The following is a 13,916-nucleotide window of genomic DNA, read 5'->3' as shown; positions in this document are numbered from 1 at the left end:
TCCGGGCCTCTTGAATGGGGATCAGTGATCCTTCGAGCTGCGCGCCTTTCGCTTGGCGGGTGCGGCTTTTGTCTCGCCCGCCTCGCGCTGAAGGCGAAGCAGACGCAACCTCTCGGTTTTTTCTTCCCGTGAAGTCACTTCGGCGGCAATGATCGCACGCGCTGCCTCGTTGGTTACGGCAGCCTTTTCCCGAGCTGAAAGCTTGGTAGGGGTCGACGTTTCTTCCTTGATCGCGGTCATGAGGTCATCCTTCCTGAAGTCTAGGGCGTGAAGTCTCGGGAAATTTGGAAGCAGAAAATCAGCGCGGACGCACGACCTTCTTCGGCATCGGAAGCAGTCCTTCGCGCTGCATCTTCTTGCGCGCCAGCTTGCGAACACGACGAACGGCCTCAGCCTTTTCGCGGACGCGCTTTTCCGAAGGCTTTTCGTAAGCGCTACGGGCCTTCATTTCGCGAAAGAGACCTTCGCGCTGCATCTTTTTCTTCAAGACGCGCAATGCCTGATCGACGTTATTATCTCTGACAAGAACCTGCAAACTATATCCTTCCGGTTTAACCGATGCCCTGCCCAATCCTTTGGGCGGCAAAACAAAAAAGGTCGGGTTTACCCGACCTTACCAGGACCATAAACCAATTCTCGCTGCCGGTACATCCATGGCCGGGGGAGGTAGGTGACATTAATCTGCATTCGCGCGCCTGCGCGAACACCGAACGGCGCTGCGTGAACCCGATTTCGATGTGATCTATATGGGGTTCTACGCTGGAAAATCAATGAAATCGGGCAATTAAATCCGCACGAACGCAAAAAGCCCGGAGGTGCGCTCCGGGCCTGGTTTTTGTCGGAAAAGATTTAGAGAGCGCCGTTTCGCTGCTGCATCATCATGAACGTGTCGTAGCTGTATTCGGCCACCTGTGCCCACAGATAGGAATCTTTCTTGAACGCCTGCTGGTGATCGTAGATCTTCTTGAAGGCCGGGCTTTTTTCGGAAAGGCCGGCATAGACCTCCATCGCCGCCTTGTAGCAGGTTTCCATGATTTCCTTGCTGAACGGCTTCAGAACGGCACCTTCGGCCACCAGCTTGCGCAGCGCGACTGCATTGTTCGCGTCGTAATTGGCGAGCATGCTGGTATTGGCCGAAGCGCAGGCGGTTTTCAGGATTGCCTGATAGCTCTTCGGCAGGGCGTTGAACTTTTCCAAGTTGAAGAAGGCATGCATGGCCGGACCGCCTTCCCACCATGCCGGGTAGTAGTAATATTTGGCCACCTTGACGAAGCCGAGCTTCTGGTCGTCGTAAGGGCCGACGAATTCGGTGGCATCGATCGTGCCCTTTTCGAGCGCCGCATAAACGTCGCCGCCGGCGATCTGCTGCGGTGTCACCCCGACCTTCGTCATTACCTGGCCGGCAAGCCCGGCAATGCGCATCTTCAGGCCCTTGAGGTCGTCGATGGTGACGATCTCCTTGCGGAACCAGCCGCCCATCTGCGTGCCGCTATTGCCGGCGGGCAAAGCATAGAGACCTCGGGGCGCCAGAAATTCGTTGATCAGGTCGTTGCCGCCATTGGCGAACCAGGCATTCGTCATCCGGGCATTGAGGCCGAACGGAATTGCGGTGCCGAGCGCGAAGGCCGGATCCTGGCCGATATAATAATAGGAGCAGGTATGAGCCATCTCGACGGTGCCATTGGCCACCGCATCGGCAGCCTGCAGGCCGGGCACCAGTTCGCCGGCGGCATAGGTCTGGATATTGAAATTGCCGTCGGTCGCGTCTCTGACGATTTGGGCAAGCTCGTTACCGGCGCCGAAGATGATGTCGAGGCTTTTCGGGAAGGACGAGGTCATCCGCCAGGTGATCTTCGGCTGTTCCTGGGCGATTGCCGGGGCCGCCAGCGCAGTTGCTGCCGCCGCGCCGATGCCGGCGGTCGTCGCCCTCTTGAAGAAATGCCTGCGATCCATTGAATTCATCCTCCCGCGTCAGGACGCGCTTGTGGTTACAGGGCTCGTGTTAACCGCATTGATTTGGCGAGAACAAGCCGAGCTTCTCATAACCGATGATTTCTTGTTTTTCGTAAATGCGAAAAGCCCGGTACGTGTCCGGGCTTTTCGTTTCCATCATGCTCTTGAGGACTTAGAGCGTTCCCTTGCGCTGCTGCGTCATCATGAATGTGTCGTAGCTGTATTCGGCGATCTGGTTCCACAGATAGCCGTCCTTCTTGAACGCCTGCTGGCTGTCGTAGATCTTCTTGAAGGCGGCGTTTTTGCCGTTCAGGTCCGCATAGACTTCCTGCGAAGCCTTGTAGCTTGCCTCGAGGATTTCTTGGGTGAACGGCTTCAGTACCGCGCCTTCCGATACCAGCTGGCGCAGCGCCTTTGCGTTATGCGCGTCGTAACGGGCGAGCATGTTCTGATTGGCGTTGGCGCAGGCATCTTTCAGGATACGCTGATAGCTCTTCGGTAGGGCGTTGAATTTTTCAAGATTGAAGAAAGCGTGCACGGCCGGGCCGCCTTCCCACCATGCCGGGTAATAGTAATACTTGGCGACCTTGACGAAGCCGAGCTTCTGATCGTCGTAAGGGCCGACGAATTCGGTGGCATCGATCGTGCCTTTTTCCAATGCCGCATAAACGTCGCCGCCGGCGATCTGCTGCGGCGTGACGCCCAGCTTCTGCATCACCTGGCCGGCAAGACCGGCGATACGCATCTTCAACCCGTTGAGGTCCGCGACTGTGTTGATTTCCTTGCGGTACCAGCCGCCCATCTGGGCGCCGGTATTGCCGGCCGGAAGCGCATAAAGCCCGTGGCCTGCGAGGAACTCGTTGAGCAGCTCGTTGCCGCCGCCGATCGTAAACCAGGAATTGGTCTGGCGGGCATTCAGCCCGAAGGGTACCGCGGTGCCGAGCGCGAAAGTCGGATCCTTGCCGATGTAATAATAGCTGCATGTATGCGCCATCTCGACAGTGCCGTTGGAGACCGCATCGGCTGCCTGCAGGCCGGGCACGATTTCGCCTGCCGCAAACGTGTTGATGGTGAAGGCGCCGTCCGATGCTTCCTTGACGCTGGCGGCGATATCGGTGCTGGCGGCCCAGAGAATATCGGTGTTCTTGGTGAAGGAAGAGGTCATGCGCCAGGTGATCTTCGGGCTTTCCTGCGCGATGGCAGGAGCAGCCAGTGCTGTCGCTGCAACGGCACCGGCAGTGGCGGCCTGACGAAAGAAATGTCTGCGATTCATGAAAAGTAAGCCTCCCAAATTGCTCTGACGCGCCCGGATTCCCATGCGTCCTAAGGTCGCTCTTAAGCTGTTTGTTTCGCGACGGGCAAGAAGTATTTTTCAGATATTACGCTGCAGCGCAGCATTGCTTTCCGGAAGTTGCCGGGTAGCCCGCGACAAGTCGATGGCTCTGTTCTTCGGAGCGGATGCGGCGTGCTTGCATTTCATGACGTCAAGATTTAGTTTAGAATTATTCTAAGTGGAGCTTTCGATGTTGATCCGCCTTCTGCCGTCGTCCCGCCGGCCTTTTTCGTCCCTGTCCGAAGAGGAAATTCTCGCATTGGCGATAGCCTCGGAAGAAGAGGATGCCCGTATCTATCTGGGTTATGCAGATGGCCTGAGAGATCAGTACCCGGCATCCGCAAAAGTCTTCGAGGATATGGCGGAAGTCGAGCAGACCCACAAGAATTCGCTGATCGAGATATTCCGGTCGCGGTTCGGCGAACGCATTCCGCTGATCCGCCGCGAACATGTCCAGGGTTTTTACACCCGCAAGCCGGACTGGCTGAGAAAGAACCTGCCGCTGGAAACGGCGCGGGCGGAATCCGAAGCGATGGAACAGCAGGCGGCGCGCTTTTATCGCGAGGCGGCGAAGCGCGTTTCAGATGCCTCGACACGCCAGCTGCTTGGCGATCTGGCACTGGCGGAAGAAGGGCATGAAGATATCGCCCGCATGCTGACCGAAAAACATGTTTCGGAAGATGCCCGTGGCGAAGAGGATGAGACCGCGCGTCGCAAGTTCATTCTCACCTACGTTCAACCTGGCCTTGCCGGCCTGATGGACGGATCGGTCTCGACGCTGGCCCCGATCTTCGCCGCCGCCTTTGCCACCGGCGATACCTGGTCCACTTTCCTAATCGGCCTTTCGGCCTCGGTCGGCGCCGGTATCTCGATGGGCTTCACCGAAGCGGCGCATGACGACGGCAAGATTTCCGGCCGCGGATCGCCGGTCAAGCGAGGCCTGGCATCCGGCATTATGACCGCGCTCGGCGGACTCGGCCACACGCTGCCCTATCTCATTCCGCATTTCTGGACCGCAACGATCGTCGCTGCCATCATCGTTTTCTTCGAGCTCTGGGCGATCGCCTTCATCCAGAACCGCTATATGGAAACCCCATTCATGCGTGCCGTCTTTCAGGTCGTGCTCGGTGGTTCGCTGGTCCTGGCCGCGGGTATCTTCATCGGAAATGCTGGGTAAAGCTCTCAGGCCGCTTCCCTCGCGTCGCTTTCGAGCGGCGCCGTCAGCGTAAACACGGCACCGTTGTCATTGCGGAGCTCCGACTTTCCGCCGAGCTGGCGGACGAAGCTTGAGATAAGTTTCGTCCCCATGCCGGTGGTGCGACCGTCTTCCGCAATCCCCGGTCCGTCGTCGCGGATCGTCATGGTGAGATCATCACCGTCCTGAAGCAGGCGGACGGTAAGCGTTCCCTCGCTGCGCCCGGCAAAGGCATATTTGAAGGCATTGGAGACGACCTCGTTGATAATCATCCCTAGCGGCAGGGCCTGATCGCGGTCGAGCGCGATCGGCGCCAGATCGAGGTCCAGCTTAACCGGCATGTCGTAGCCGGAGGCGATGTCGGAGATCAGCCGGGTCGCATAAGGCGCGACTTCGACTTCCTCGAACTGGTCGGTATTGTAGATCTGCTCATGCACGGCGATCATCGCACCGATCCGTCGCCCCATGTCGTCGCGCACTTCCGGCGGCAGTCGCTGCAGCCTCACGAGCGCCAGAACGGCCTGCAGGTTGTTCTTCACGCGGTGGTGGATCTCCCGCAGCAGAAAACGATTGCGCTCGGCCGCCTGTTCCAGCTCTTCATTGCGCATCGCCGTACGATAGAGAAGCGCATAGATCCAGAACGAGGCGGCGACGAGGATTGCCATCAGCGGCACGACAAGCAGCGCGTCACCGAACAGGTTGCGCCAGAACTGGTCGAGAACCTCCTGCCGTTCGATTGCCGCAAGCGCGATCAGGGGCCAGTCCTGCACTTTCCAGAAAGCCACAATGCGGGAAAGGCCGTCGATCTGGGAGACCGGATTGTGGTAGAAGCCGCTCGCTTTTTCACGTGTCAGCGGAAACCATTCCGTCGTGCTCAGATCGATCGGCTTGAGTGCCGAGGGACGCCGCGCAACCAGCCAGCCGTCGTCCCGGATGACCGAGATCGTCGAATTCGCCCCGAGATTCATCGAGGACCAGAACCGGTCGAGATTGTCGTTGGGGATGGTGATCGAGGCGACGCCGCGGAAATCGCTGCCGCTGCCGATCCGTCTCGCGATGATGAAGGCTGGTTTTCCTGCCCGCTCGCTGTCGAGCAGCCGGCTGAAGGTTAGTGTCTCGCCTTCCTTCAACCGCATGAAATAGGCGCGTTCGGCATGGTTTGGAAGCGTGTCGTCGGCGGCGCTGGAAAAGCGCGTCTGCCCGTCCTGGTCGAGAATGGCATATTCGAAACCGGCCGGAAGTTCGCCCACGGCCCGCTCCAGATCGAGGATCAGTTCGGCGGAACTATCGATCGGTCGGCCGCTGATCGCCGCCTCGACGCGGCGAAGAGCCAAGTCGCTCGCCTCCATCATCCATTCCATATGGGCGGCGACAACATGTGCGGATGAGACTGCACGTGCTTCGCCCTCGCGAAGCGCATTGTTGTAGTTTTCATAGACGGTGAGGGCGCCGAAGCCCAGAACGACCGCGGTGAGCACACCTGCGAGCCACAGCGGCAAAGTTGGGCGAGCGGACCCGTGGGGGCGTATCAGGCCGGTCAATCGATCGTTACGCACTACAGGCCTCTCCATCGCAGAAAGATCCGCGCCGCTTTGAGAAGCAGGGCGGGCAGCTTTCCGATTCTCGAAAGAGTAGAGAGAACAACCCGCTACTGCAAGCAGAGCGGGTTATATGCTTAACGACTTATGTTAGCGAAGCGCGCCGACGAGTAGGTCGCGGCCGTTCTCGATTGTCACCCAGCGTCCGGTATTGAAGGTCGCCTGACGCTTCAGGAATGTGTAAGGCGCCTGGTTCCAGGCGAGAACGTCGCTGTCGAGATTATCGAGGATGAAATCGCCATCGGTGGTGCGCAGGGTCAGCACGGCATGGCCTTCGCCATCCGGCTTGCGCACGACGGTGATCAGCAGATCGGAAAGCGCGAAACCGAGCTGCGCCAGTTCTTTGCGTTTCTGCAGGGCGTAGTCTTCGCAATCGGCAAATACTGTCGGGTATGTCCAGTATTCCTCGACACCGTAGGCATCCAGGTCCGTGCGGGCAATGTAACGGGCGTTGACCGCGCTGTTGACGTCGCGAACGACGTTCCAGGCATGATCATCCATCCGTGCAGCCGGTGCGGAGCGGCTTTTGACATTGCACTCGGCCGGCAGGCGCTGGCAGAATTCGTAATGGCCGATCGGTTGCGACGTTACCGCACCCGTTACCATTACCATCGAAGGCTGCGGCGCCGGTATTGCAACGCCCGCAGATGCAAGCACAGTCGCGAGGATTACGGCTACATGCCGCATCTTCAGGGCTAAATTCATTGACCCGTCCCTTAAATTCCTAACAAAAAGTTAAGAGCGTATGGGGTCCAGAGTCAATTGTTCAGCTTTTGTTAAGGTGGAGCTCTTTACGAATATGGTTAAGACTGCGGCTTTTGTGTCTCAGCCCAATTTTTCATCATCGATTAATAAGCTGGCCACCGCCGCTTCCATTTTTTCCAGGTCCTGCGGGCGTGACAGCCTGTGGTCTCCGTCGCGGATCAGCGTCAGGACGACGTCGTCGGAGGGCAGGAATTCCATCAGTTTCAGCGCGTGGCTGTAAGGTACATCGGGATCTGCCATTCCCTGCAGAATATGAACCGGGCAGCCTGTTTCGATGATCCCGGAAAGGACCCTGTTGTCCTTTCCGTCTTCCATCAGGGCGCGCGTGTAGATATTCGGCTCCGGGCTGTATTCGGAGTGTTCCTCGAAATAGCCGCGCTCTGCCAATGACTGTCGTTCTTTGTCTGTCAGTTCGGGTTCTATCAATTCGCTGGTGAAATCCGGCGCAGGCGCGATCAGTACCAGGCCGGCAATTTTCGGACCTGCCGCTCGTTTTCCAAGCTCCTGAACCAGCCGCAGCGCAATCCATCCGCCCATCGACGAGCCGACGAGGATGACGCTCTTCGGTGTCGTGGCATCGATTACCGCGATCGTTTCTTCAAGCCAGCGCGAGATAGTGCCGTCGCGGAATTCGCCGCCTGACGCGCCGTGGCCGGAATAGTCGAAGCGGATGTATGCCGAGCCAAGCCGTTCCGCCAGCGCGTCGAGCACCACCGCCTTTGTGCCTGTCATGTCGGAGCGATAACCGCCGAGCCATATAAGTGCCGGCCTGTCCGGTCCCTTCGCTGCGGCACGGGTGATGATCGCGATCTCGCGGGCATCTGCTCCCGTTCCAACGGTAATACTGGCGGTTCCGGTGGCGGTAATCTTGCCCATAGTCTTACTCCTGCGAATGACGGCAGCTATAAAACAGATTTAAACCGGTTGTCAGGAGGTGATTTTTTCGCGCCGCCATGCTATTGACATCCATCGGGTAATCACGACATTCCGCTCGGCTCCCGGCCGCGCGCGAATTTCGTCGTTGCCTGTGCCCGAAAACGATCTAGGAGAATACGACCATTCGCAGACCATTCAAAGCCGATGCCCCCGTAAAGGAAGGCCCGCGCTCCAATCGGGAAATTCGCATTCCCAAGGTCCAGCTTATCGACGCCGAAGGCACGAATCTCGGTACAGTGAACACTGACGAGGCTCTTCGGATGGCCGAGGAAGCGGGACTGGACCTCGTAGAAATCTCGCCGAACAATGATCCGCCGGTGTGCAAGATCCTCGACCTCGGCAAGCTGAAATACGCGAACCAGAAGAAGGCGGCTGAAGCGCGCAAGAAGCAGAAGGTCGTCGAAGTCAAAGAAATCAAGATGCGCCCGAACATCGACACGCATGATTATGACGTGAAGATGAAGGCCATGAACCGCTTCTTCGAAGAAGGCGACAAGGTAAAAGTGACGCTGAAGTTCCGCGGCCGCGAAATGGCTCACCAGGAACTCGGCATGAAGCTTCTGCTGCAGGTCAAGGAAGATACGCTGGAAATCGCCAAGGTTGAGGCTGAGCCGAAGCTTGAAGGTCGCCAGATGATGATGGTGCTGGCGCCGAGATAAGCGCCGTACTCTCCCGCCTCGAGGAAGCCATATGGCGGCGGGCATGCCGGTTTAGCGCCGGTTTCTGAGGAGGACTTCCCCCATTGCGCTTTTGACCGACTGCGGTTATAAGCGCGCGTCCGAACGGTCCGGCAGGGCATGCCGTGGCCGTTCTAAATGCTTGAAGCTGACCTCATCAGTCGGCTTCGATACAAGATACATGGAGTAGCAAAATGCCCAAGATGAAGACGAAATCGTCTGCCAAGAAGCGGTTCAAGATCACCGCCACCGGCAAGGTCGTTGCAGCTGCCGCCGGCAAGCGCCACGGCATGATCAAGCGTTCCAACAAGTTCATCCGCGATGCACGCGGTACGATGATCCTCGCTGAGCCTGATGGCAAGAAGGTTATCAAGAACTACCTGCCCAACGGTCTCTGAGACTGATCGGTTATCTGGAAACGTTTAAGGAGATCATGACATGGCACGCGTAAAACGTGGCGTAACTTCCCGCGCCAAGCACACCAAGACACTCAAGGCAGCCAAGGGCTTCTACGGCCGCCGCAAGAATACCATCCGCGCCGCAAAGGCTGCTGTTGACCGTTCGCGTCAGTTTGCAACCCGCGACCGTCGCGTCAAGAAGCGCAACTTTCGCGCTCTGTGGATCCAGCGTATCAACGCTGCCGTCCGCGAATCCGGCCTGACCTACGGCCGCTTCATCGACGGCCTCAACAAGGCTGGCATCGAAGTTGACCGCAAGGTTCTGTCCGACATGGCAATCCATGAGCCGGCAACCTTCGGCGCTCTCGTCGAAGCTTCCAAGAAGGCTCTGGCCTATCTCAAGGACGCCGGCACGAAGAACGAGTTCGAAAGCGCGGTCAAGTAAGCCGGCGCACGTCTCTACTTTAGTAAAAGACCCGCGCGGCTCTGCTGGCGCGGGTCTTTTGTTTTCTATGTTTCGCGTCCTGCGGGAGCGGATCAATCACGGTATTCAGGAGCGCCATGGTGCCGAATGATGTCGTTGACATGAAAAATGGACCACAGCTGCCATCGGAAGACGTAGCCACCTTGCTGGCTGCCCTGGTTTCCGATGCCGCACGCGTGCAGTCGGTGTCGCTCACTTGCGGCACCGTGTGGATCAAGCGCCATGGCGACAAGGGCCGGCGCATGATCGTTGCCGTTCAGAATGCAACAGCGCGCCTGTTGCGGCTTCCCTTCATGCGGGCTTCCCCTGCCCAGACGGCAGAGGGAATGGTGGAGCGCGACCTCCGCCGGATTGCAAAGTTTTCGCAGGCAGGGGTGCCTACTGCCTCGGTCATTTACTCTTCCGGTCGCGCAATCGTTCTGAGCGATATCGCCCCGACCGTGCATGGGCAGTTGCGATCTCTTCGCCCGACTGACCCGGCGGCGCATGATCAGCTTCTCGTATACTGCTGTGGCGAGCTTGGACGGCTTCATGCGGTCGGCCTCTGTCACGGACGACCGTATCCACGCGATATGTTCATCAAGAATGAACGGCTTGGCTTCATCGATTTCGAGGAGGAGCCCGAGGCTGTCATGCCGATGGAAACCGCGCAGGCCCGCGATCTCTGGCTGTTCTTTCTGCAGTTGAGCGACAGGGCAGCCGATCGAAGGAAGACTCAAGATTTAGCCTATGGCGCATGGGTTGCCGCCGCACCGCAGGCCGCGATCGGCGAACTGCGCAAACTCACGCATTCCATGGGCCGCTTTTTATGGCTTGCCCGGTTGATTGGCCGAATTCACATGGGTAGAGATTTGCGGCAATTCATCCTGGCTACCACCTATCTGACAACGATGTTCAACGGCTGAAGTAGCCGCAAAGCAGGAAAAGATGACCGAACTCGAAACATTGAAGAGCGCGCTGCTGGCTGAGATCGCCGGCACAGGAGACGAAGCGGCAATCGAGGCTGTGCGCGTCTCGGCTCTCGGCAAGAAGGGGTCCGTCTCCGAACTCCTGAAAACGCTGGGCTTGATGACGCCGGAAGAGCGCCAGACCCGCGGCGCGGCAATCAACGCGCTGAAGAACGAGATCACCGAGGCGATCACCGAGCGCAAGACCGTGCTCAAGGACGCAGCGATCGACGCGCGCCTGAAGGCTGAGACGCTCGATGTGTCGCTGCCGGTCCGCTCGTCTCCGGCAGAGCGTGGACGTATCCACCCGATCAGCCAGATCATCGACGAGATCACCGCCGTTTTCGCCGACATGGGTTTTTCCATCGCCGAAGGCCCGGATGTCGAGACCGACTATTACAATTTCACTGCGCTGAATTTCCCCGAGGGTCACCCGGCTCGCGAAATGCACGACACGTTCTTCTTCCAGCCGGATGAAAAGGGCGAGCGTAAGGTTCTGCGCACCCACACCTCGCCGGTCCAGATCCGCACCATGGAGGCGCAGGACCCGCCGATCCGCATTGTCATTCCGGGCAAGACCTATCGCCAGGATTCTGACGCCACCCATTCGCCGATGTTCCATCAGGTCGAAGGTCTCGTCATCGACAAAAAGTCCCATGTCGGCAACATGCGCTGGATTCTGGAAGAATTCTGCAAGACCTTCTTCGAAGTGCCGTCGGTGACGATGCGCTTCCGTCCGTCGTTTTTCCCGTTCACGGAACCGTCCTTCGAAGTCGACATCCAGTGCGACCGCTCCGGCCCGATCGTAAAATTCGGCGAAGGCACCGACTGGATGGAAATCCTCGGCTGCGGCATGGTCCACCCGAACGTGCTGCGTTCCGGCGGTCTCGATCCTGACGAATACCAGGGCTTTGCCTGGGGCATGGGGCTGGACCGCATCGCCATGCTGAAATACGGCATGCCGGACCTGCGCGACTTCTTCAACGCCGATGTTCGCTGGATGAACCATTACGGTTTCCGCCCGCTCGACATGCCGACGCTTTTCGGCGGTTTGAGCCAGTAAGGGAGGGATAGGACAATGAAATTCACACTTTCCTGGCTCAAGGATCATCTTGAGACCGACGCCACTCTCGACCAGATCTGCGAGCGCCTGACGGCGATCGGCCTCGAGGTCGAGGATGTCGATGACAAGGCGGCCTACAAGCCCTTTGTCATCGCGAAAATCCTGTCGGCCGAAAAGCACCCGGAAGCCGATCGTCTCAAGGTTCTCTCTGTCGATGCCGGTCCTGACGTGAATGGCGGCAAGCCGCTGCAGATCGTCTGTGGCGCACCGAATGCACGCGCCGGCCTCGTCGGCGCGCTGGCCCGTCCGGGCGACTATGTTCCCGGCCTCGACGTGACGCTTGCCATCGGCAAGATCCGCGGCGTCGAAAGCCACGGCATGATGTGTTCCGAAAAGGAACTCAACATGTCGGACGAGCATAACGGCATTATCGACCTGCCCGAAAATGCGCCGGTCGGCACATCCTTCGCAACCTACGCCGGCCTCGACGATCCGATCATTGAGATCAACCTGACGCCGAACCGTCCGGACTGCACCTCGATCTACGGCATCGCCCGCGATCTCGCCGCCTCCGGCCTCGGCACGCTGAAGGCACCGGCCGCGCCCGCGCTAAAACTCGAAGGCGAGACCTCGATCGGCCTGACGATCGATCTCGACGACGAAAAGCTCTGCCCCGGTTTCGGCCTGCGCCTCGTGCGCGGCGTGAAAAACGGCCCGAGCCCGGCCTGGATGCAGACGCGTCTCAAGGCGATCGGCCTTCGCCCGATCAACGCGCTGGTCGACATCACCAACTACATGACCTTCGACCAGGGTCGCCCGATGCATGTCTTCGACGCTGCCAAGGTGAAGGGCGATCTCGTCGTCCGCCGTGCGAACGAAGGCGAGACGGTTCTGGCGCTCGATACCCGCGAATACAAGCTCGGCCCCAACAACGTCGTCATCGCTGACGACAACGGCGTCGAGTCCATCGGCGGCATCATGGGCGGCGAACATTCTGGCTGCGATGAAAACACGGTTGACGTGCTGATCGAGAGCGCCCTGTGGGACCCGATCAACATCGCCAAATCCGGCCGTACGCTCGGCATCATCACCGATGCGCGGTACCGCTTCGAGCGCGGCATCGATCCGGAATATATGGTTCCGGGCCTTGATCGCACGACGCAGCTGGTGCTGGATCTTTGCGGTGGCACGCCGGCCAGGGAAAAGGTCGTCGGTTACAAGGGCTACGAAGTCAAAACCGTCGACTTCCCCTTCTCGGAAGTGAAGCGGCTGACCGGACTTGACGTCTCGACCGAAGAAAGCCGCGAAATCCTCACCCGCCTCGGTTTCACCGTCGAAGGTTCAAGTGAAAAGGTTTCCGTCAAGGTTCCGTCCTGGCGCCCCGACGTGGATGGCAAGGCCGATCTCGTCGAAGAGGTCATGCGCATCCATGGCGTCGACCAGATCAAACCGGAGCCGATCGAAAAGCTGTCTTCCGTCAACGGCCGCATCCTGACGACCTTGCAGATCCGCACCCGCACGGCCAAGCGGGCGCTTGCTTCGCGCGACATGCTGGAAGCCGTCACCTGGTCCTTCATTCCGGAAGATCAGGCAAAGCTGTTCGGCGGCGGTGCGGCTTCTCTGAAGCTCGCAAACCCGATCGCTGCCGACATGTCCGACATGCGCCCGTCGCTTCTGCCGGGCCTGCTGACGGCTGCCCAGCGCAATGCCGACAAGGGTTTTGGCGACGTTGCGATCTTCGAAGTGTCCGGTACCTATGAAACCGACACGCCGGAAGGTCAGCGCCGCGTGGCCGGTGGTATCCGTCGCGGTACGGCCTCGATCAATGGCGCAGGCCGCATGTGGTCGAATGCGACGAAGGGCGGCGGCAAGCCGGTCGACGTCTATGACGCCAAGGCGGATGCACTTTCCGTCCTCGAAGCCTGCGGCCTGCCCATGGGCAATGTGCAGATCGAGCAGGGCGGTCCCGCCTGGTATCACCCGGGCCGCTCCGGCACGATCAAGATGGGTCCCAAGGTCATTCTCGGGTATTTCGGTGAGTTTCACCCGAAGACGCTCGGCGCCCTCGATGTCTCCGGCGCCCTGTGCGGTTTCGAAGTTTATCTCGACGCCATGCCGGAACCGAAGAAGAAGGCGACCCGCACCAAGCCGGGCCTCGAGCTTTCGCCATTCCAGGTGGTCAAGCGCGACTTCGCCTTCGTCGTCGGCTCCGAGGTCGAGGCCGGCGCGATCGTCAAGGCGGCGACAACCGCCGACCGCAAGCTGATCACCGGCGTCAATGTCTTCGACGTCTTCGAAGGCGCTTCGCTCGGCGAGGGCAAGAAGTCGATCGCCATCGAAGTGCTGATCCAGCCGGTCGACAAGACCCTGACGGACGAGGATTTCGAAGCACTGACAGGCAAGATCGTCGCCAATGTCGAAAAGACCACGGGCGGTGTTCTTCGCGCCTGATTTCGGGTGGCGTAACCTTGCTTACAACATTAGCCTGCTCCTCACGGGGCAGGCTTTTTTGTTTGGTGGTAACATCTCCTCCCTCATCCCTGTGCTCGTCACAGGGATCCAGCCGA

The 13,916-nt window shown here is 59.1% G+C and carries 14 protein-coding genes; 7 read left to right on the top strand and 7 right to left on the bottom strand.

What is annotated here, in order from left to right:
- Positions 1 to 21 precede the first annotated feature (21 nt).
- The 4 genes from FHP24_RS09505 to FHP24_RS09490 form a co-directional block, all read right to left on the bottom strand.
- Positions 22 to 240 (bottom strand): hypothetical protein, encoded by a 219-nt coding sequence (locus FHP24_RS09505; protein WP_139675811.1) that lies wholly within the window; start codon positions 238 to 240, stop codon positions 22 to 24.
- Positions 241 to 298: 58 nt separating this feature from the next.
- Positions 299 to 535: a 30S ribosomal protein S21 gene (gene rpsU, locus FHP24_RS09500; RefSeq protein ID WP_139675810.1), complete on the bottom strand. Its 237-nt coding sequence runs from the start codon at positions 533 to 535 to the stop codon at positions 299 to 301.
- A gap of 314 nt (positions 536 to 849) precedes the next feature.
- Complete coding sequence (locus tag FHP24_RS09495) at positions 850 to 1,953, bottom strand: TRAP transporter substrate-binding protein (protein ID WP_139675809.1); 1,104 nt, start codon at positions 1,951 to 1,953, stop codon at positions 850 to 852.
- Between the two features lie 172 nt (positions 1,954 to 2,125).
- Positions 2,126 to 3,226, bottom strand: coding sequence for a TRAP transporter substrate-binding protein (locus tag FHP24_RS09490; protein WP_139675808.1), 1,101 nt, complete (start codon positions 3,224 to 3,226; stop codon positions 2,126 to 2,128).
- Between the two features lie 250 nt (positions 3,227 to 3,476).
- Here FHP24_RS09490 and mbfA point away from each other — a divergent pair, with 250 nt between their 5' ends.
- Positions 3,477 to 4,463, top strand: coding sequence for an iron exporter MbfA (gene mbfA / locus FHP24_RS09485; RefSeq protein ID WP_139675807.1), 987 nt, complete (start codon positions 3,477 to 3,479; stop codon positions 4,461 to 4,463).
- A gap of 5 nt (positions 4,464 to 4,468) precedes the next feature.
- On the opposite strand, the gene FHP24_RS09480 is transcribed toward mbfA, so the two are convergent.
- The 3 genes from FHP24_RS09480 to FHP24_RS09470 all read right to left on the bottom strand — a co-directional run bounded on the left by FHP24_RS09480 (position 4,469) and on the right by FHP24_RS09470 (position 7,711).
- Positions 4,469 to 6,037: a sensor histidine kinase gene (locus FHP24_RS09480; protein ID WP_180355937.1), complete on the bottom strand. Its 1,569-nt coding sequence runs from the start codon at positions 6,035 to 6,037 to the stop codon at positions 4,469 to 4,471.
- Positions 6,038 to 6,169: 132 nt separating this feature from the next.
- Complete coding sequence (locus tag FHP24_RS09475; protein WP_139675805.1) at positions 6,170 to 6,784, bottom strand: transglutaminase-like cysteine peptidase; 615 nt, start codon at positions 6,782 to 6,784, stop codon at positions 6,170 to 6,172.
- A gap of 120 nt (positions 6,785 to 6,904) precedes the next feature.
- On the bottom strand, positions 6,905 to 7,711 hold the full coding sequence (locus FHP24_RS09470; RefSeq protein ID WP_394344612.1) for an alpha/beta hydrolase: 807 nt from the start codon (positions 7,709 to 7,711) through the stop codon (positions 6,905 to 6,907).
- A gap of 191 nt (positions 7,712 to 7,902) precedes the next feature.
- Here FHP24_RS09470 and infC point away from each other — a divergent pair, with 191 nt between their 5' ends.
- The 6 genes from infC (at position 7,903) to pheT (ending at position 13,800) form a co-directional block, all read left to right on the top strand.
- Positions 7,903 to 8,439 carry a translation initiation factor IF-3 gene (infC, locus tag FHP24_RS09465; RefSeq protein WP_112454549.1) on the top strand — a complete coding sequence of 179 codons (537 nt, stop codon included), beginning with the start codon at positions 7,903 to 7,905 and terminating at the stop codon, positions 8,437 to 8,439.
- 212 nt (positions 8,440 to 8,651) lie between these two features.
- Positions 8,652 to 8,855: a 50S ribosomal protein L35 gene (gene rpmI / locus FHP24_RS09460; RefSeq protein ID WP_139675803.1), complete on the top strand. Its 204-nt coding sequence runs from the start codon at positions 8,652 to 8,654 to the stop codon at positions 8,853 to 8,855.
- 40 nt (positions 8,856 to 8,895) lie between these two features.
- On the top strand, positions 8,896 to 9,300 hold the full coding sequence (rplT, locus tag FHP24_RS09455; protein WP_139675802.1) for a 50S ribosomal protein L20: 405 nt from the start codon (positions 8,896 to 8,898) through the stop codon (positions 9,298 to 9,300).
- Positions 9,301 to 9,440: 140 nt separating this feature from the next.
- Positions 9,441 to 10,244, top strand: a complete 804-nt coding sequence (locus FHP24_RS09450; protein ID WP_139675801.1) for a serine/threonine protein phosphatase — start codon at positions 9,441 to 9,443, stop codon at positions 10,242 to 10,244.
- 22 nt (positions 10,245 to 10,266) lie between these two features.
- Positions 10,267 to 11,349 carry a phenylalanine--tRNA ligase subunit alpha gene (gene pheS / locus FHP24_RS09445; protein ID WP_139675800.1) on the top strand — a complete coding sequence of 361 codons (1,083 nt, stop codon included), beginning with the start codon at positions 10,267 to 10,269 and terminating at the stop codon, positions 11,347 to 11,349.
- 15 nt (positions 11,350 to 11,364) lie between these two features.
- Positions 11,365 to 13,800: a phenylalanine--tRNA ligase subunit beta gene (pheT, locus tag FHP24_RS09440; protein WP_139675799.1), complete on the top strand. Its 2,436-nt coding sequence runs from the start codon at positions 11,365 to 11,367 to the stop codon at positions 13,798 to 13,800.
- Positions 13,801 to 13,916: the final 116 nt, after the last annotated feature.

Source organism: Aliirhizobium smilacinae, assembly GCF_006335145.1.
Classification (GTDB): Bacteria; Pseudomonadota; Alphaproteobacteria; order Rhizobiales; family Rhizobiaceae; genus Neorhizobium; species Neorhizobium smilacinae.
This window is presented reverse-complemented; position numbering and strand designations above follow the sequence as displayed.

Coding starts and splice junctions, on each gene's coding strand:
- FHP24_RS09505 (WP_139675811.1), bottom strand. CDS start 240: ATGACCGCGATCAAGGAAGAAACGTCGACCCCTACCAAGCTTTCAGCT.
- FHP24_RS09495 (WP_139675809.1), bottom strand. CDS start 1,953: ATGGATCGCAGGCATTTCTTCAAGAGGGCGACGACCGCCGGCATCGGC.
- FHP24_RS09490 (WP_139675808.1), bottom strand. CDS start 3,226: ATGAATCGCAGACATTTCTTTCGTCAGGCCGCCACTGCCGGTGCCGTT.
- mbfA (WP_139675807.1), top strand. CDS start 3,477: ATGTTGATCCGCCTTCTGCCGTCGTCCCGCCGGCCTTTTTCGTCCCTG.
- FHP24_RS09475 (WP_139675805.1), bottom strand. CDS start 6,784: ATGAATTTAGCCCTGAAGATGCGGCATGTAGCCGTAATCCTCGCGACT.
- rpmI (WP_139675803.1), top strand. CDS start 8,652: ATGCCCAAGATGAAGACGAAATCGTCTGCCAAGAAGCGGTTCAAGATC.
- rplT (WP_139675802.1), top strand. CDS start 8,896: ATGGCACGCGTAAAACGTGGCGTAACTTCCCGCGCCAAGCACACCAAG.
- FHP24_RS09450 (WP_139675801.1), top strand. CDS start 9,441: ATGAAAAATGGACCACAGCTGCCATCGGAAGACGTAGCCACCTTGCTG.
- pheS (WP_139675800.1), top strand. CDS start 10,267: ATGACCGAACTCGAAACATTGAAGAGCGCGCTGCTGGCTGAGATCGCC.
- pheT (WP_139675799.1), top strand. CDS start 11,365: ATGAAATTCACACTTTCCTGGCTCAAGGATCATCTTGAGACCGACGCC.